13 protein-coding genes are annotated in these 17,852 nt (G+C 52.9%); 9 read left to right on the forward strand and 4 right to left on the reverse strand.

Translation table 11 applies throughout. The features are described 5' to 3' along the window. Positions 1-76 precede the first annotated feature (76 nt). On the forward strand, positions 77-1,429 hold the full coding sequence (locus EZJ44_RS05920; RefSeq protein ID WP_131281277.1) for a hypothetical protein: 1,353 nt from the start codon (positions 77-79) through the stop codon (positions 1,427-1,429). A gap of 31 nt (positions 1,430-1,460) precedes the next feature. Here EZJ44_RS05920 and EZJ44_RS05925 read toward each other — a convergent pair whose 3' ends face one another. After that, positions 1,461-2,489, reverse strand: coding sequence for a virulence RhuM family protein (locus EZJ44_RS05925; RefSeq protein WP_131281279.1), 1,029 nt, complete (start codon positions 2,487-2,489; stop codon positions 1,461-1,463). Positions 2,490-2,744: 255 nt separating this feature from the next. Between EZJ44_RS05925 and EZJ44_RS05930 the strand changes: the two genes are divergently transcribed. Next, positions 2,745-5,792: an FAD-binding and (Fe-S)-binding domain-containing protein gene (locus tag EZJ44_RS05930; RefSeq protein ID WP_241658613.1), complete on the forward strand. Its 3,048-nt coding sequence runs from the start codon at positions 2,745-2,747 to the stop codon at positions 5,790-5,792. Between the two features lie 18 nt (positions 5,793-5,810). Here the strand turns inward: EZJ44_RS05930 and EZJ44_RS05935 are convergent, their stop codons facing one another. After that, positions 5,811-6,839 carry an alpha/beta fold hydrolase gene (locus tag EZJ44_RS05935; protein WP_131281281.1) on the reverse strand — a complete coding sequence of 343 codons (1,029 nt, stop codon included), beginning with the start codon at positions 6,837-6,839 and terminating at the stop codon, positions 5,811-5,813. 424 nt (positions 6,840-7,263) lie between these two features. Between EZJ44_RS05935 and EZJ44_RS05940 the strand changes: the two genes are divergently transcribed. Then, positions 7,264-8,949 (forward strand): C40 family peptidase, encoded by a 1,686-nt coding sequence (locus EZJ44_RS05940; RefSeq protein ID WP_131281283.1) that lies wholly within the window; start codon positions 7,264-7,266, stop codon positions 8,947-8,949. Between the two features lie 278 nt (positions 8,950-9,227). Here EZJ44_RS05940 and EZJ44_RS05945 read toward each other — a convergent pair whose 3' ends face one another. Together EZJ44_RS05945 and EZJ44_RS05950 are read right to left on the reverse strand one after the other, a co-directional pair. Continuing rightward, a complete protein-coding gene (locus EZJ44_RS05945; RefSeq protein WP_206661859.1) occupies positions 9,228-10,205 on the reverse strand; it encodes an ATP-binding protein in 978 nt (325 codons plus the stop codon). 260 nt (positions 10,206-10,465) lie between these two features. After that, positions 10,466-10,963 carry an inorganic diphosphatase gene (locus EZJ44_RS05950; RefSeq protein WP_131281285.1) on the reverse strand — a complete coding sequence of 166 codons (498 nt, stop codon included), beginning with the start codon at positions 10,961-10,963 and terminating at the stop codon, positions 10,466-10,468. Between the two features lie 205 nt (positions 10,964-11,168). On the opposite strand from EZJ44_RS05950, the gene dacB reads away from it, so the two are divergent. Genes dacB through folP form a run of 6 tightly spaced genes read left to right on the forward strand, consistent with a single transcriptional unit; the run spans position 11,169 to position 17,850 of the window. Next, positions 11,169-12,527: a D-alanyl-D-alanine carboxypeptidase/D-alanyl-D-alanine endopeptidase gene (dacB, locus tag EZJ44_RS05955; RefSeq protein ID WP_131281287.1), complete on the forward strand. Its 1,359-nt coding sequence runs from the start codon at positions 11,169-11,171 to the stop codon at positions 12,525-12,527. Between the two features lie 8 nt (positions 12,528-12,535). Beyond that, positions 12,536-13,648, forward strand: a complete 1,113-nt coding sequence (tilS, locus tag EZJ44_RS05960; protein WP_131281289.1) for a tRNA lysidine(34) synthetase TilS — start codon at positions 12,536-12,538, stop codon at positions 13,646-13,648. 47 nt (positions 13,649-13,695) lie between these two features. After that, a complete protein-coding gene (hpt, locus tag EZJ44_RS05965; RefSeq protein WP_131281292.1) occupies positions 13,696-14,250 on the forward strand; it encodes a hypoxanthine phosphoribosyltransferase in 555 nt (184 codons plus the stop codon). Continuing rightward, the gene (gene ftsH, locus EZJ44_RS05970) at positions 14,251-16,452 is read left to right on the forward strand and encodes an ATP-dependent zinc metalloprotease FtsH (protein ID WP_131281294.1); all 2,202 of its coding nucleotides are present in this window, start codon (positions 14,251-14,253) and stop codon (positions 16,450-16,452) included. After that, complete coding sequence (folE, locus tag EZJ44_RS05975) at positions 16,453-17,019, forward strand: GTP cyclohydrolase I FolE (protein WP_131281296.1); 567 nt, start codon at positions 16,453-16,455, stop codon at positions 17,017-17,019. Between the two features lie 33 nt (positions 17,020-17,052). Beyond that, entirely contained in the window at positions 17,053-17,850 is a 798-nt protein-coding gene (gene folP / locus EZJ44_RS05980; RefSeq protein ID WP_131281298.1) for a dihydropteroate synthase, read from the forward strand. Positions 17,851-17,852: the final 2 nt, after the last annotated feature.

Raw genomic sequence — 17,852 nt, forward strand, 5'->3', positions numbered from 1 at the left:
CGCAACGGTATATGGTTGTTGGTCTGCTCTATCCCAGAATATGATGGTTGGTGTGGATCGAAAGCGGGAGCACCGTATGGCTAATAATCTTGCGAGCTTAGTTTCGCGTTTTTCTGATCTTCCGCTTGAGCATACGGTTCGCTATTCGTCCGACGTTGAACTTTTCTGCGCTTCGTCTCAACCAGCAGATGCGGGCTCGCTACCAGAAGATGCAGATTGCCGGATTGATGTTTTCTCTGGCGGGGCGTGGGATCTCGAATTGCATACTGCGCGCAATGGCGTCGGCTTGTTATTTCGCTACGGAGGTATAGCGATTGGCTGTGGTGAGTATGTATGCGGCGGATATATTGCGAACCTTCGCAACATATTTGGTGCGCATTACTTTGAGCTCGCCATGCGCGGTGATTCGACATTAGAAACAATCTCGCATTTCGTAGATGGGCTATTAGCTGGGAATATATGGGTGGATGTCATACCCGAACGCTCGATTTACACGGTTGCGATACCTGCGGATTCCAGCTCAGGTGAGTTTTTCGTCTATCGCGTTAAATCCGGGAAGAAGAGTCCGATCCTTCCGGTGGAGCGTTGGTCGAGCGGGCGCGTCCGTTCGTGCCTCAAACCGATTATTGTACTTACTTCCCGCGTCGATGGAATTCGAGCGCAGTACCGTCAAGCACTTCGCATGGACATGGGAATTCAAGGAACGTGGGAAGGCGATATTTCTGAAACCTTTGATTATCGTGACGAGCTGAATTCTTTGCTGTGCCGTCTAAATACGGTTCGCCAAACTGTTAATCTGGAACCGATCCGGCGCTATGACCTGCATTGGCAGGGGCAGTTGGGGGAGTTTTATGCGCGGGGTGGTTCGTTTGTGGGTGAGGTTCCGTTCTCGGATGAGCCGAGCGTGAAGTGGTGGTGTCATTTAGCGAAGTTTGATTCGCTGTCTGGTTCTGATTTGGCTACGGTTTTTGTTGAAAAAGGTGATGGTGACGGCGGTGTGGTTGCGTATCGTTGTGATGATCTGGGTATGTGTTTAGGTTTAGAGACTTGGCTTGATTGTTTGCGGGATCGTGGCTGTGATGTGACTGTTGAGGACGTTCCTGATAGCGCTGATGGTGCTGGGATGCGCCGTCGTCAGGCAGTTGTGGTTCGTGCCAGTTGGTGTGTGGTCCGTCTTGGTGTTGTGGATGGGTTTTTGGCTGGGTTTGGTGTGGATGGTTTCGTGTTTCCGCAGCTGTGGTTTGGTAAACGGCTCACGGACGCGCAGATCCGCGAACTCACCGAGAATTTGTTTTTCGACTGCTACACACAATTGGAGCGAACGCACAGGTACGCGAAACTAACGATTCCTTTAGGAATGTCGGAGCTGGTTGGACGCGGTTTTCTTCCTCGTAGCGTGCACAGGGGTTTGCATGAGGGCGCGAAATGACCGTAATCCACAAAGGATTCGTTGAGGTGAATTATTGTGCGTCGCGTCCTTTTTCAATCGCATGTGTGACTTCGGTGCTGAAGCGATCGAAGTCAGATACGTAGTGTTTGTCCTGGCTTACGCGGAATTGAGTAAATTGTTCAAGCGCATGTGCGTCAGCGACTTTTTTGGTGATCTTTCCAGCGTTCTCAAGTAGTTCGCGGGCATCAAGGGTGAGAACTTGATCGAGAAGTTTCACCCATTGTTCCATCGTTGTGGGGATATGGCGTTTGGCGCGTGATTCGGCGAGATTGAGGAAGGTGTCCACGAGCTGGGCGAGGTCGCTCAGTTCCTCTGTGCTTAGATAGTTTTTCCCCACTGTGACATCAGTGCGCAGGATTTTCCCATCTGGGCTATTTTTCCACGAGGTTAGGCCCATGTGAGGTTTCGAGGAATCAGCACGCTCTTTAATAAGCTCGGCGGCGGTGTGCCTGTGGACGGCAAAGTGCATTTTGTTCTGCACCGTGGCAAAGAAGTTCTTCGTGAGCGGGGAATCGGACCGGTAGTCGACAGCGGTCGAATAAATATCGGTGACTTTTTGGTAGAAGCGTCGCTCAGAGAGCCTGATCTCCCGAACTTCTTCGAGAAGTTGTTCAAAGTAATCGACACCGAGGATTTCTCCTTGCTCCATGCGCGGCCGGTCAATCACATATCCACGTAATGTGAAATCGCGAAGCACGTTGGTGGCCCACTGCCGGAACTGGGTGGCACGAAGCGAGTTCACACGGTAACCCACTGAGATAATTGCATCCAGGTTATAGTGCTTGGTGACGTAAGACTTGCCGTCTGTGGCAGTTATCCGGAATTTCCGGATAACTGAATTCTCCTCAAGCTCTCCCGAACGGAAGATGTTGAGAAGATGCTCGTTTACGGTACGAACGTCAACCCCGAACAGTTCCGCCATGAGTTTCTGCGTCAGCCAGATAGTGCCGTCCTCGTATCGAACCTCGATGCCAAAATTCTCGTCCGCTGTGAAGGTGAGGAAATGCCCCGAGGAATGTTGAATAAGCTTCTTAGACATCACTCAGCCTAACTTTCTGTGAAACCATTTCTTGCCGGATCGCCTTGCGAATTTTCGTGTGTATCTTTTGAGCGATCAAGTTTTCATAGAGGATAGTGTAGTTCAGTTTGGGTATCAGCGTGGCACTAGTTCGGCGCCAAGAATCTACTCCGCTTGGAGCCCACAATATGGCATCGCCGCCCATGAACCCTGAAATGAAGGCACAATAGTTGTAAGTCACAGCGGGTGGGGCTGCTAAGGAGGAGTGGGCGCCGGATGTACAAAAATCAGGACGCACAGGGCAAGGCTATGAGCCAAAACAATACCGAGCACCAGCACGACGCCAGATATCTACGCGGCACAGAGCGCCAGCGCGTCGTCAAGCACCAGCAATCCGTCGTCGCCCCACACGACGTTCAGGCAGTACAACGCGCCGTCGCCGAAATTTCTGCCGCAATTACTGGAAGCGTCGATTCTTCGGTACTCGCCCAAGCCCAGTACTCCACCGATGCGTCGAATTATCGTGTTTTGCCTGCGTTTGTGGTGTTTCCGCGCTCGCGTGACGACGTCGTAGCCACTTTACGTATCTGCCGCAAACATCGGATTCCGATCACCTCGCGTGGCGGCGGCACGTCGGTAGCGGGTAACTCAATCGGCTCAGGCGCAGTGATTGATTTTTCGCGGTACATGAATCGCATCTTAGAAATAGACCCCGAAACCCGCACTGCGCTCGTGGAGCCCGGTGTCGTCATGAGCGATTTGCAACGTGAGGCTGCGAAATATGGCCTGCGTTTCGGACCCGATCCATCCACCCAAAATCGAGCGACTTTTGGCGGAATGATTGGCAATAACGCCTGTGGTCCTCACGCTGTGGCCTGGGGTAGGACTGCCGATAACGTGGTGGAACTCGACTGTATTGACGGCGCAGGCCGAGAATTTCTCGCTTCCGCCCGCGGAATGGACTCTGCACCTGCGCTTAAATCGCTCATCGGTGATAATCTCGCTCATATCCGACAAAATTTTGGCCGTTTTTCTCGGCAGGTTTCGGGCTACTCCCTTGAACACCTTCTGCCTGAAAACGGCGAGAACCTCGCAAAAATGCTGGTGGGAAGTGAGGGAACGCTCATCACGATTCTCAAAGCTCGCCTCAAACTCGTTCCCATCGCGCAAGCGCCGATGCTGGTGGTTTTGGGATACCCTGATATGCCCACCGCAGCCGACCACGTGCCAGACCTGCTCAAACACAAGCCGCTAGCAATCGAAGGAATTGATGCGCAGCTGGTGGACGTCGTCCGCCGCGCAAAAGGTCACGTGCCCGAATTGCCACCCGGTGGCGGCTGGCTACTCATTGAAGTCGGTGCTCAGGAGGGCGACGACGCTGCTGAGGTTCCGTCGCGTGCTGCTGCGCTCGCTGCCGATGCCGGCACTGAGGCAGTTCGTATCCTTCCGGCTGGCACGCAGGCCACTGAGCTGTGGAGAATCCGTGCTGACGGAGCTGGACTAGGCGGGCAGACGCCGAGCGGAACACAGGCTTGGCCAGGCTGGGAAGATAGCGCCGTGCCGCCGGAACATCTGGGGGAGTATTTACGCGAGCTGCAGGAGCTTATGGATTCCTACCAGCTTTCCGGCTTGATGTACGGGCATTTCGGCGATGGTTGTGTGCATGTGCGCATTGATTTTCCTTTTGAACAACGTGATGGTGTGGATGTATTTCGCGAGTTCATGGAGCGATCAGCCGATTTGGTGGCGCGCTTTGGTGGCTCGCTCTCGGGTGAACATGGCGACGGACGTGCGCGTTCTCAATTGCTCCCGCGCATGTTCGATCCGCATTCGTTGGCATTGTTTTCGCAGGTAAAAGGCATTTTCGATCCGGAGAATTTCTTGAATCCTGGCGTGCTCGTTGAGCCAGTTCCTTTCGATGAGAATTTGCGCCGCCCAGCTGCTCATAAAATGGAATACGCTGGCGGTTTCCATTTTCATGACGACGCCGGTGACTTCACAAACGCCGTCCACCGCTGTACTGGTGTGGGTAACTGCCGTGCAGATCGAACTGCTGCCGGCTTTTTCATGTGTCCATCGTATCTTGCAACCCGCGAAGAGAAGGACGTTACCCGAGGCAGAATGCGAGTTCTGCAAGAGGTAGCTAACGGAACACTAGTTGCTGGGTTTGCTGATTCGGCGGTTGCTGATGCGCTTGACCTGTGTCTCGCATGCAAAGCCTGCTCAGCGGATTGCCCGACGGGCGTCGACATGGCGCGTTACCGTTCAGAAGCCTTGTTTCGGCGATATCGGGGCAAACTGCGGCCACGCACGCATTACCTGCTGGGGAATCTGCCGACGCTTGCACGTCTAGCCACCTCGATTCCTGGTGCAGCAAAGCTCGCAAATCGGCTCATGAGCATTGGTTTCATTAAGAAAACTGCGTTCACTTTGGCAGGAATTGACACGAGACGATCCATGCCGGGATTCGCTACTAAGCGATTTTCGTCAATCGCCAGCAAGTTTATCGACTCAGGCATCTCAGGCACAGGTACTGGTGAGTTTGGGCGAATGGCTGGTGCTGGCGTCGTCTCCAAAGAAAATGCGAAATATGTGATGCTTTGGGCGGATTCTTTCTCCGAAACGCTCGACACGCGCGGGGCTCAGGCGCAAGTGCAGTTATTGCAGCGTCTGGGTTATACCGTGCTTATCCCGCCGCGCGACATATGTTGCGGCCTGACATGGATTACCACTGGTCAGCTGGGTACTGTGAAGAAGAAATTGGGCACGTTGCTGGAGGTGCTGGCGCCGTTTGCCGCCAGTGGGATTCCGATTGTGGGAGTGGAGCCGTCGTGTACAGCAGTTTTGCGCGACGACATACTTGATTTACTTCCTGACGATGAGCGTGCAGGCGTGCTCTCCTCCATGACGTTCACCCTGGCAGAGCTATTAGTGCATCCAGATTTCGGCGCAGTAGAACGCACGCAGTTGCCAGATTTGCGTGGTTTGGAAGTTGTGGCTCAACCACATTGCCACCATTATTCGGTGATGGGTTGGCAGGCGGATGCCAAGCTATTGCGCGACTGTGGTGCGGACCTGAGGATTTTGAGTGGGTGTTGTGGCCTCGCCGGAAATTTCGGCATGGAGCAGGGGCATTACGAAACCTCGGTGAAGATCGCTGAAAATTCACTGATGCCGACATTGCAAGCTGCAAGTGGGGAAGCGGTATTTCTTGCCGACGGATTTTCTTGCCGTACGCAGGCACAACAATTGATGGGAGCACAGGGAGTGCATCTAGCTGAGCTGCTGCTGTACGGAAAAGATGTGCGCAAAGCCCGCAGTTAGCGTCGTTTAGCTTTGTAGCTATAGTTTCGCTTGGATCCAGCGGGTGATGGCGTCGTACGCTTCGTGACGGGCGCTACGACGTGAGAATACGACGTCGTGAACCGCCTTGTCGATTTTGCAGAGCGTGACGTCGTCGCCCAGGCTTTCGATCAATGGCCAGGTGTGTTCGAGGTCGAGCACATTATCGACTTCCAGGAGTTCATCGGACCACGTAGTTGTGGCTATGTGGCGCTTTGATGTGAGGGCGAGAATTGGTTGTTTGATCGATAGTCGACCTGCGATTCGTTTTTGACCAGCGAGAATCGTGTTGATCCATCCTGCCCGCACCGGGAATGTTGGGAAGTGTCGGAATCGGGCATCGGCTTCCCAGCCGGTGGTGAAGAACGGATCGTTGGGATCGTCGTCTGCACTGAGAGCGTGCTGGCCGCTGAGAATCTTTTGGTAGAAACCGTCGTCCTGCGTGGCGAATATGTGGAGGGGCTTGACCTTTGCCAGAAGTTTTGCGATTGGTTTGAGGACAAACATTTTGACGCCGGACAAATCGGTGTATAGCCACGGCGAATTGAGAATAAGGCCGTCGAAATCGTTGGGGTGGCGATCTGCCCACAAACTCACGGTAAGGCCGCCTGTTGAGTGTCCATACACGACAATCGGGAGTTCAGGGTGCTCAGTGCGAGCAATTGTGAGGGCGCATTGGATTTCTTCATCGTAGACAGTGAGGGAGTTCGTGTAGCCCCAAGGTTCGCCGTCTTGGTGCGCCCTGCCGTAGCGGCGCAGGTCAATTGCGTAAAAATGGCCGCCTATGGAACTGATGAAACGCGCAAATTCTTTGTGGTAGAAGTAGTCGTTCCAACCGTGAATTGCGATGAGAATGAACTCTCGTTGGAGTGGCTGGTTGGGGTGCGCGGATGATTGTGGATCATTTTCGGGAAGATGTTTCGTGATCGCGCAGCGCTGCGGTACGCCAGCGACTGGCTCAAGATTAATGATTGCGGAGACAAAGCCCGCGCCAAGCATGTCCTCGGTCCACTGAATTGATTCTTCCATAGGTTAATTGTGCCAGATTAACCGCGCAATAGCAGGTGGTTTAGATGTGGGCAAATAGCCGCGTTGGCTGATAAAGGATCTTCGTCTGGAAAGTTGGTGCGATCGGTGCAACTTCTGCATATATATCGAGATGCTGCGTGGAACGCACACGAATTGGTGGGGGAAGAAGTGGTACAAGGTCGTTGGCGATGAGACGCGGTGGCAATTGTATGGTGCAGAGAGGTGCAATCCCATGAATCTCACCTGCACAAACAAGAAACACAACGCCCTGACCTGCGGTTGTGACAAATGTGAACGAAGTTATTTATGTAGAATTTGTGAAGCTTGGTAAATGTGTTGTTTGTGGTGATTTAGTGAATTATGTTTCTAGTGTTTCATTTTTGACAGATTTGGTATACCCTCAGAAGTGCGAGTGGGAAATTTCGTGGAAGTCAAGAGCGACACGCCCCATTCGTATAACGATGGCGAATTAGTAATTGACTTAGGGAACGTGGAGGAAAAGCCGGTGAAACGAGGAATTCAGCGCGTGCTGGCAACAGCGGGTGTCGTTGGCCTTACAGTCACGATTGCACCAGTGTCGTACGCCGATCCGGTTGACGATTCCGATATCGAAGCGGCTCACGGCAAACAAGAGCAAACTGCAAATTCTGTTGCATCAATTGAACTTGAACTTGCAAATCTATCAGCCAAGAGCAACGAGCTAGAGCTGGCTGCTGCAAAGCAGAAGGCTGCGCAAATCGACGCTCAGTCGGCTTTGCTTCAGTCAATTGATCAGGCTGTTGTTGCTCAGACCAAGGCGAATCAGGCAAAAGCTGAGCTAGACAAAGCACGGCAAGCCATGGGTAGCGTCGCTCAGGCGATGTATCAAGATTCTGCTGGTCAGCTAACTAATGCGCATTATCTGTTTGGTGCCGAAGACATGGCTAGCGCCGCCTCGCGGAACAAGGCTTTTGAATCGCTTGCATCTACCGCAGATAACAATGTGCGGCATTACAAGGCTCTCGAGGAAATTGCCACCACCTTGCAGAAGAAAGCTGATTCGATAGCAGATAAGCAGTCTAAGGCAGCTGAAGCTGCGGATACAGCTGCTAATGACGCCGAGTTGGCTGCGAAAGCCGCTCAAGATCAGATCTCACAGGCTAACAATCGTCGCGCAGAACTCGTTGTTGAACTGGCAAGCCAGCGTGGCACAACGGTTGAGCTCGAACGGGAGCGTCTTGCACAGCTAGAAGCCGCTCGTGTTGCCAAAGCACAGGCTGCCGCAAACTTAGTCATCGCAGAAGCCAACAACAAATCTGGAAAGAAAGCCGCTGCTCAAGCATCTGCGGCTTTGGCACAGGCTAATACCGATGCTCAAGCAAAAGAGGCGGCAGCCAAATCTGCTGTTGCATCGGCTGAGCAGCTCGCAAGAGAAGCGGCGAATGCTGATCCAGAGCTGAAAGCATTGAAAGAAAAGGCTGCACGGGATGCTGCCGCATATGCTGAGCAGAAGAAGCGGGAAGCTGAGTCCGCTGCCGCGGCTGCTACCGCGGTAGCCCAAGCTGAGAAAGAAGCACGTCAGCGCGCTGAAGCGCAAAGAGCTGCAGCTGAACGTGCAGCGGCTGAAAAGGCTGCGCAAGAAGCTGCAAACCAGCGTGCTCGTGAAGAAGCTGCTCGTATCGCTGCCCAGAAGCGAGCTGAGGAAGAAGCGGCTGCTGCAGCTGCCGCCGCTACTGCCGCCGCTGCCGCAGCAGCTGCTGCTCAACGCCCATCAGCTCCGCCGTCGGATGGTTCGACTGGCTCATCGCTCATCAACTATGCGCGTCGCTTCTCCGGTGTGCCTTATGTTTGGGGTGGTAGTACACCAAGCGGTTGGGATTGCTCGGGCTTTGTGAGCTTCGTGTTCCGGCATTTCGGATATTCGATTCCGCATTCCTCAGCACGAATCTTCGCCACATACGGAGCGTATGAAGTGTCGCCTTCGCAGGCTCGCCCAGGAGACATTCTCTACTGGCCAGGCCATGTGGGTATTTACACTGGTCGAGGAATGCATATCGCCGCTCATGATCCATCGCGAGGCACGTCTGAGGCTCCGATCTGGGGTCGCCCAGTCTACTTGCGTGTGCTCTAAATAAGCGCCGGTTAGGGCAACTTCACCAACATCTCGATGTATAGCGTGGTGGTGTTAAACGTTGAACTGCTCCTTGAAAGCTGGACCGATTAATTTGGTTCCTTCTTTCGGGGAGCAGTTCATTTTTGGTAGGTATGGAATTTAGGTTTCTGAATGCTCTGTCACGTAACCCCGTAGATATGGTAGGTCGAAGCCGACTACTCCGCGTCGTCGTACGCCAATCACACCTGCATCAAGAAGACGACGACGGTATTGTGCAACTTGCGACGTTGACCAGCCTAGACGCTCGGTAATGTCACTGATCTTGCTGTACCGTCGTCGATAACCATAGCTTCGAGGAATTTTATATCGCCTTGAGAAAGTTCTCGATAGCTTGCGGCAATCAAATGATTTTCCATTTCCGACTGTGCACTTGCAATTCCAAGTTTCATATCGTCGACGGTAATTTCTTGTTGATCGGGGTGAATGTCCCACGCTCGATAACCGACGAGCTGAATGAGATAAGCAAAACCATCAATAGCTGCAACGGCGAGATCAAGCGCTTCATCACGAATTGTGCGTCCGCCGTCGTGAATTGTTTTGATAAGAGCTTCGCGCACATCGTAGTCAGCGATTCTGCCGAGTCGTGTGAGTTGGGCTCTTCGTAAAAAGGAGACGTGTTGACTGCTCAGCAGCTGTGAAGTGGAGTTGGGAAGACCAGCCATGAATAAAGCAATGCGGCGTCCTTCGCTTACGAAGATTTGGTAAACCGACGCAAGAATGGCAAGTTCGTCGAGATTTGGATCGATTTCGTCAACGGTGATTACAATGCCGGAATTTTGTGATTCAAGTTCGTCGAGAATAGCCGTCATGCGCGACCGCCAATTCGATGCAGTATCAGGAGCTTTGGTGACTTCAATATCTACTACATTTGGAACGCCGAAGCGTGAAATATGTTTTGACGACGGCTGTTTCAGCAGATGTGCCGCAGTTTTACGAGCGGTTATTTCGATGTCGTCAAGCATTCCGGGTAATGCGGCAGCTCTTACTGGGATCCATCCTGCTTCTTGTGCGAGGTGGGCTGTAATGGATAATAATGTGGTTTTGCCGGTGCCACGCGCTCCGTAAAAAAGAGAGGTAAGTTCTGGACGGCGTGATGGTGATGTTAAGGCACGCTCAATGGCAGTCGTGAGTTGGGCGCGCCCAGCGAGATGACTTGGAGCTTCACCGAACGTTGGGGTGAAAGGATTGTCTTGAATCGAGATGCTTGTATTCATATAAATCCTCTTGTGCTGGGTTGCTAATTTTTGATCTTGCTTAGTTATTAGTATTGCACAGTTCTGCTAAGTATCTCTAAGTAGTTCTAAGTTCTTCTAAGTAACTCTAAGTAGCGCTAAGTAGCGCTAAGTAACGCGACGATTGCCGAGCCGGTTGTATCTTTTGCCGAGGCGGTTGTATCTCACAAAAGCCAAGCGGGGTATCAACACTAAAAAGTTGATACCCCGCCCCAGCTCAATCGCTTAATTTTCTATAAGCCTCAGTGGTCGTAATAGCCAGTTTCTTCTGCTCGCTTAAATGAGCGAACAATTTCAGCTTCTGCTTCTTCACGGCCAACCCAATGTGCGCCATCTACAGATTTACCTGGCTCGAGATCCTTGTACACCTCGAAGAAGTGCTGGATTTCCAAGCGGTGGAATTCAGAGACGTCGTCAATCTCAGTGCGCCATGAAGCGCGCTGATCGCCAGCTGGTACGCAGAGAACCTTATCATCTCCGCCCGCTTCGTCAGACATGCGGAACATGCCGAGCGCGCGGCACCGGATCACGCATCCAGGGAACGTCGCTTCATCCAAAATCACGAGTGCATCAAGCGGATCGCCGTCTTCACCCAAGGTTCCGTCAATAAAGCCGTAGTCATCAGGATAACGTGTTGATGTGAACAACATACGATCCAAACGGATACGGCCCGTTTTATGATCCAATTCGTACTTATTTCGATTGCCCTTGGGGATCTCGATGGTTACATCGAATTCCATGAGTCTCTCCTTCGACGCCGACAGTGCTGCAACGATTCTAACTGTGATTCGCTCCTAATTCCCGTTCGTAAGGTGCGATGTTATTCATTTAGCATTGTGATTTCCTCCAAGTTTACTGGGTGAGGGGCTTAAAATGTGGCAAATTAGCCAGAATATGTGTGCACGTAAGCACTGATTTTGTTTCGATTTGTGGGAAAATTTGCACGTGAGTAAAAAACGGATTGTGATTTGCGGCGTCGTCGCGTGTTTGTGTGCGTACATCTTCGCGGATGCATGGGATCTGGTTCCTGGCATGCTGACGACGAAACCTCTCGACAACCCACCCGCACCTTTTCCGCAGGTTGTGGCTACTGAGCAGCATCCAGTCGAGACACCGGCGTTGCAGCCGAGCGGAGCTCTGCCCAACGCCGCAACTATTTCCAGCATATTCGCAAAATTGCAATCTGATCCGCGAGTAGGTGGGAATGTGTCGGGGATCGTCACTGATCCAACTACTGGACAGGTGCTCGGTGAATATTACGGGGATCGCCCAAGCACTCCGGCCTCCACCACAAAATTGCTCACAGCTACGGCGGCCTTGCACGAACTAGGACCAGAAACCACGCTCGCCACGAAAGTTAAATTAGACGGCGCGAGCCTTTTTCTGGTCGGTGGCGGCGATATTATGCTCTCCGCGGGTCAAGGAAACCCTGCAGCCGAAGTTGGGCATGCTGGTCTAGCGGATCTCGCAAGCAAAACTGCCGAAAATCTCAAGTCTAAAAACTTAACGTCAGTCCAACTTTTCCTCGACACGAGCTTGTTCTCAGGTCCTAGCTACAGCCCGACGTGGGATTCGTCCATCACGCGCTACGTTATGGAAATGTCTCCCATTGCCGTCAATCGAAATTTTGATGCGAATAACAAGGTTGCTCCTCATCCCACAAATACCGTGATCCAAGCATTTACGCAGGCGCTAGGTGCACAAGGAATTTCGGTAACGGCTACTGGCAACAAGACCTCCACGTCAGGAGCACAAGAAGTCGCGGCGGTTGAGTCGGCGCCGGTGCGAGACATTGTCTCGCGCATGTTGCTCGAATCGGACAATTCCATCGCGGAAACGCTAGGACACCTCGTTGCTATCAAGGCAGGTGAACCGGCAGATTTTAACGGAGCTTCACGCGCGGTTATCAAGAGCTTGAAAGCTCAAGGCATCTCAATATCTGGTGTGGCGCTATCCGATTCGAGCGGTCTATCGGAGATGAACAAAATCCCGCCGCGCACATTGGTTGATATTCTCAACCATGTATGGAGTTGTAGTGACTGCAAACTGACAGCCATTGGCCCTGGTCTCCCAGTTGCAGGACTGGACGGCACTCTTCACGATCGTTTCGGGGCGACGGCGGGGCTCGGCTTTGTTCGCGCCAAAACCGGTTCGCTCTCCGACGTCTCCTCACTAGCTGGCTACACGTTCACAGCAGGTGGAAGGCCGTTGAGCTTTGCTGTTATCGTGGACAATGCCGTACGTGTGCCAGGATTATATGCAAAACCGGCCATTGACGAAGCTATTGCTGCGCTGAGGAAGTAGGAACCGATATGGCTGGACCACATCGCCTAGTTTCGTTAACTCGCCAAAAAATTGCCGCTGCTTTAGCAGACATCCCAGCTGACGAGCCAATTCTGCTCGCTGTTTCAGGTGGTGCTGATTCGATGGCGCTCGCGGCTACTACTGCCTTCGAATGTTTGCATAAGAAAGATGCGCGTCGTCGTCAGGTGCTGTCGCTAACCGTAGACCACGCAATTCGGCCCGAATCGGCACATGAGGCAGCCGTCGTCGTCGAACGCCTGCGCAAGCTGGGAATTGGGGCTTTCTCCACGCGCGTGGAGATTGGCAGTGGGGCGGGGCCGGAAGGTGATGCCCGTGAAGCACGTTATCAAGCGATTGCCGATTTTGCCCGTGCGCACGGTTTGCATCGCTCAAACGGTTCCCGTCACTCAAATGGTCTAGATATGCCTGCCACAGTGCTGTTGGGGCACAATGCCAACGACCAAGCGGAAACTGTGCTTTTAGGGCTGAGCCGTGGGGCGGGTACGCGGTCAATGGCGGGTATGCCGCAAGCCGGCATGCTCCCTACCTCTACAGATGTTCCTTTTATCCGGCCTTTTCTCACGGTGAGTGCAGCCGATTTGCGCACTGTGTGTCACGAACTCGGCATTGATTACGTGAATGATCCAACCAATGAGCTCGAAGGCCCGTGGACTGCTGCCGACGGAAGCCCCTTGCGTCGCTCAGCCGTGCGTCACCAGGTAATTCCAGCTTTGCAGCAGGCTTTTGGGCGCGACGTCGTTGGGGCGCTGGAACGCACCGGGCGGATGTTACGCGACGACGACGAAGCCCTCACCGCGATAGCCACCAAGGTGTTGTCTCAAATTCGCTCAGAAGTTGATTCTCACATGTCAAGACCGGACGCAATGTTAGTATTGCCTTGTGAACAGCTTAAACAGCACCCACGAGCTGTGCGAACGAGGGTGGTGCGGTTGGCATATTCGGCATGTGGCGGATCTGGCGGTGATCTCGTTTTCTGGCACATTGACGCGATTGATAAGCTGATTATTGGTCGAGACAATAAAGTTGGCATTGACTTACCGGGAATGAGGGTGTGGCGTGAGCATAATACGCTCGCTTTTCTTTCCGCATTGCGCAACTAAACACACGGCTTAATGCACGACAAATAGCAGCACATATGGAGGATCACATGGATTTGAAAGACACCGGAAACGATATCGAAAAGGTGCTTTTCACCGAGGAGCAGATAAATCAGCGTCTCACTGAGCTTGGCGACGAAATCTCACGCGATTACGAAGGTGAAGATCTGCTGCTCGTTGGCGTGCTCAAAGGTGCCATCATGGTGATGGCTGATCTTTCGCGCAAAATCCATATTCAGACGGCGATGGACTGGATGGCAGTTTCTTCCTATGGTGCGGGCACGAAATCCTCTGGTGTAGTGCGGATTCTCAAAGATTTGAACGAAGATCTCCAAGGGCGAAATGTGCTTATCGTGGAAGACATTCTCGATTCAGGCTTAACTCTGGCATGGTTGAAAGCGAATCTTGAGTCGCGCGGAACGAAGTCGATCAAGATTGCTACGATGTTCCGCAAGCCAGAAGCGGCTAAAGTACATGTAGATGTTGATTACGTAGGTTTTGATATTCCAAATGAATTTGTGGTGGGGTATGGGCTTGATTATGCGGAGAAATACCGCCATCTGCCATTCGTTGGCACCCTCGCTCCACACGTTTACGGAGGCTAAATGACTGTGAACCCACCTTCAGCTGAGGGTCACCAAAACATCCTTTTCGCAGCTGGCGACGACGATCCCAAACGTCGTCGTTCGAAGCGCGCCAAGCAACTTGATGAGTTCAATCGGCGGGGTCGGAATTCCCATAAACGTCCGCGCGATCTGCGAAACTCTTCGCCACGTCGTCCAGGTAATGGCGAGAATGAAAAGCGCGTGCCGTTACGGCGTCGAATCCTCACCGGTTTTGCGCTCGTGCTGCTTGGTGGCTTGGCGATTTTTTGGTACCTCGATTTGGGTGGGTTTACCTCGGTAAAGACCTCCGAAGGAAAACAGGTTCTGCAAGAGAAGAAAATTGAGCTTGCGCAGATCACTGAGGGTGTGCAGCAAGTGCAGGTTTGGCTGAAAGACGATTTCACGCCAACCGACACTGAGGGCGAGAAGCTCAAGCCCACCAAGAAGGTGCAATTCCAGTACGCAAATGCCGAAGCTGCCGAAGTGGCAAAGCTGGTGCAGGATGCCAAACCGGAAAATGGTTACAATTCGTTAGTACCTCAGCAGTCGTTCCTCAGCTCGATGTTTACGTTGATGCTGCCGATGCTGCTGATTATCGGCCTGTTCATGTGGCTCTTGCCCAAGATGCAGTCGGGAATGACGGCGTTTGGCAAGGTAAAGCGAGATGGCATGGACTCGGATTTGCCGGACGTGACCTTCGCTGATGTTGCAGGTGTGGACGAAGCCGTTGAAGAGTTGCGCGAAATCAAGGAATTTATCGACACTCCAGACAAGTTCCACAAGATGGGCGCGAAGATTCCGAAAGGCGTACTGCTTTACGGTCCGCCGGGAACTGGAAAGACCCTTCTTGCTAAAGCAGTGGCTGGCGAAGCAGGCGTTCCGTTCTTCCATATTTCTGCTTCTGAATTTGTGGAGATGTTTGTTGGCGTGGGTGCTTCTCGCGTGCGAGACCTCTTCAACAAGGCTAAAAAGACAGCTCCGGCCATTATTTTCGTAGACGAAATCGATGCCGTAGGCCGCAACCGTGGCTCTGGAATCGGTGGCGGAAATGATGAGCGCGAGCAGACACTCAACCAGCTCTTGGTGGAGATGGACGGCTTTGATGAGCACACGAATGTGATCGTAATTGCTGCTACGAACCGTCCTGATGTGCTCGATTCAGCACTGCTTCGCCCAGGCCGTTTTGATCGCCAGATTGCTGTAGACGCTCCCGATTTGCCAGGCCGCCGTCAAATTCTTGACGTGCACGCAAAAGGAAAACCGCTGGCAGATGACGTCGAGCTGGAAGCAATCGCGCGCCGTACCCCTGGTTTCTCTGGCGCGGATCTCGCTAACTTGCTCAACGAAGCAGCTTTGCTCGCCGCGCGTCGTGAACACGAAGTTATTACGGAAGACGACGTTGACGAGGCTATCGACCGTGTTCTCGCGGGCCCACAACGCCGTACGCGGGTGATGAACGCAGAAGAAAAGCGAATGACCGCCTATCATGAGGGTGGGCATGCCGTGGCAGCTGCGGCGCTGAACTACACTGATCCGGTCACGAAGGTGACGATTCTTCCGCGTGGCCGCGCTTTGGGCTACACCATGGTTATGCCTACCGAGGACAAGTACTCAACCTCACGTAACGAATTGCTTGACCAGCTAGTTTACGCGATGGGTGGCCGTATTGCTGAAGAGATCGTATTCCACGATCCGTCAACTGGCGCTTCAAACGACATCCAAAAGGCAACCAACATTGCGCGCAAGATGGTTACTGAATACGGAATGTCGGCACGAGTGGGAGCTGTGCGACTTGTTGCCGACGATTCTGATCCGATGACTCGCATGGGCGGCGGAAATTCTCGCGAATATTCCGAGGAAATGGCGCGAATTGTGGACGACGAAGTGCAAAAGCTTCTCGATACAGCGAACCAAGAAGCGTGGCAGGTACTCAATGAAAACCGGCACGTGCTAGACAAACTAGCTGCGCGATTGCTTGAAAAAGAGACGATTCTTGAAAACGAATTGAAAGAAATTTTCAAAGAGATTCGCAAGGCGCCGAAGCGCGTGCAGTGGCTGTCGTCGCCGGATCGCCCTGTCTCCGATATTCCTCCGGTTCCGTTGCCACAAGAATTAGTGGACACCAAGCACTCTGCCGCTGAGGGAATCGAAATTGGGCCGGGCGCTACGGACGTTCCGCCGGTTACTGAGCAGGAGAGCTAAGTGGCTTACGACGAAGAAGGTGTGCGCAAGGCGATTTATGATCTCCTTGTGGCTGTAGGCGAGGACCCACAGCGAGATGGCCTGCTCGACACTCCTACGCGTATGGCGCGTGCATATCGTGAGATATTTGCTGGGCTCGAATCGGATCCGAGCGAGGTACTCGACACAACCTTCGATATCGATCACCAAGAGATGATTTTGGTGCGAGATATACCGATGTATTCGGTGTGTGAGCATCACCTTCTTCCGTTTCATGGAGTCGCGCATGTGGGGTATATTCCCAGCGACGACGGTAAGGTTACGGGGCTGTCGAAACTCGCGCGGCTCGTTGAAGGATTTTCGCGCAGGCCACAAGTACAAGAGCGCATTACGACGAACGTTGCCGATGCCCTTATGGATCGCTTGCAAGCGCGTGGCGTGATTGTGGTGATCGAAGCCGAGCATATGTGTATGTCGATGCGTGGCGTGCGCAAACCGGGTTCTCGCACTGTGACTTCGGCAGTGCGTGGCTGTTTGCGTGATGGCACCACGCGGGCTGAAGCGATGAGCTTAATTATGGCAAAGTGAGTTCGCAATATTCGCAATAAAGGAGCAGTTTTCATGGAAATCATGGGGATCCTCAACGTTACGCCTGATTCTTTTTCCGACGGCGGTAACTGGGTAACTACCGATGCGGCGATTGCACATGGGCGCGAGATGATTTCGCAGGGTGCAACAATCCTTGATATTGGTGGCGAATCCACCCGTCCGGGTGCTCAGCAGCTCAGCTGGGAACAAGAATGGGATCGCATCGCTGATGTTGTAGCCGTACTTTCGCAAGAAGTGACAGTTTCGGTAGATACCTACCACGCGCAAACCGCACAAAAAGCTGTGGCTGCTGGTGCCCATATCGTCAATGATGTGACTGGTGGCGCTGGTGATCCGAATATGTTTGCAACTGTGGCTGAGCTGGACTGCTCCTATATCCTCCAGCATGGCCGTGGCAATAGTCAGACCATGAATGATCTGGCCAACTATGACGGACCGGTAGCGCACGTCGTCGCAAACGAATTAATTGCGAGCCGTGATGCGGCTGTGCGCAGCGGAATTGATTCTGAGCGTATTATCCTCGACCCAGGACTCGGATTTGCCAAAATGGGCGATCAGAACTGGGAACTTCTTGCCGATCTTGAAGTCTTTTTGGAACTTGGTCATCCGGTACTCATCGGACAATCGCGCAAACGATTCCTCAGCGCAGTCGCCGGTGAATCGCGCGTTGAAGATCGCGATGTTGCTACGGCTACGATTTCCGGATTGCTCAGTGAAACGGGCGTTTGGGCTGTACGAGTGCATAACGTTGCTGCTAGTGCGCAAGCAATTGCTGTTCATCTGAAGCTCTCGAGTCTAGGCGCTTGGTAGAG

Source organism: Arcanobacterium bovis (assembly GCF_004331995.1).
In the GTDB taxonomy this organism is placed as follows: domain Bacteria; phylum Actinomycetota; class Actinomycetes; order Actinomycetales; family Actinomycetaceae; genus Arcanobacterium_A; species Arcanobacterium_A bovis.

What these genes read in the sequence shown, in the direction of transcription:
- EZJ44_RS05920 (WP_131281277.1), top strand. Translation starts at nt 77, where the DNA reads ATGGCTAATAATCTTGCGAGCTTAGTTTCGCGTTTTTCTGATCTTCCG.
- EZJ44_RS05925 (WP_131281279.1), bottom strand. Translation starts at nt 2,489, where the DNA reads ATGTCTAAGAAGCTTATTCAACATTCCTCGGGGCATTTCCTCACCTTC.
- EZJ44_RS05930 (WP_241658613.1), top strand. Translation starts at nt 2,745, where the DNA reads ATGTACAAAAATCAGGACGCACAGGGCAAGGCTATGAGCCAAAACAAT.
- EZJ44_RS05935 (WP_131281281.1), bottom strand. Translation starts at nt 6,839, where the DNA reads ATGGAAGAATCAATTCAGTGGACCGAGGACATGCTTGGCGCGGGCTTT.
- EZJ44_RS05945 (WP_206661859.1), bottom strand. Translation starts at nt 10,205, where the DNA reads ATGAATACAAGCATCTCGATTCAAGACAATCCTTTCACCCCAACGTTC.
- EZJ44_RS05950 (WP_131281285.1), bottom strand. Translation starts at nt 10,963, where the DNA reads ATGGAATTCGATGTAACCATCGAGATCCCCAAGGGCAATCGAAATAAG.
- tilS (WP_131281289.1), top strand. Translation starts at nt 12,536, where the DNA reads ATGGCTGGACCACATCGCCTAGTTTCGTTAACTCGCCAAAAAATTGCC.
- hpt (WP_131281292.1), top strand. Translation starts at nt 13,696, where the DNA reads ATGGATTTGAAAGACACCGGAAACGATATCGAAAAGGTGCTTTTCACC.
- ftsH (WP_131281294.1), top strand. Translation starts at nt 14,251, where the DNA reads ATGACTGTGAACCCACCTTCAGCTGAGGGTCACCAAAACATCCTTTTC.
- folP (WP_131281298.1), top strand. Translation starts at nt 17,053, where the DNA reads ATGGAAATCATGGGGATCCTCAACGTTACGCCTGATTCTTTTTCCGAC.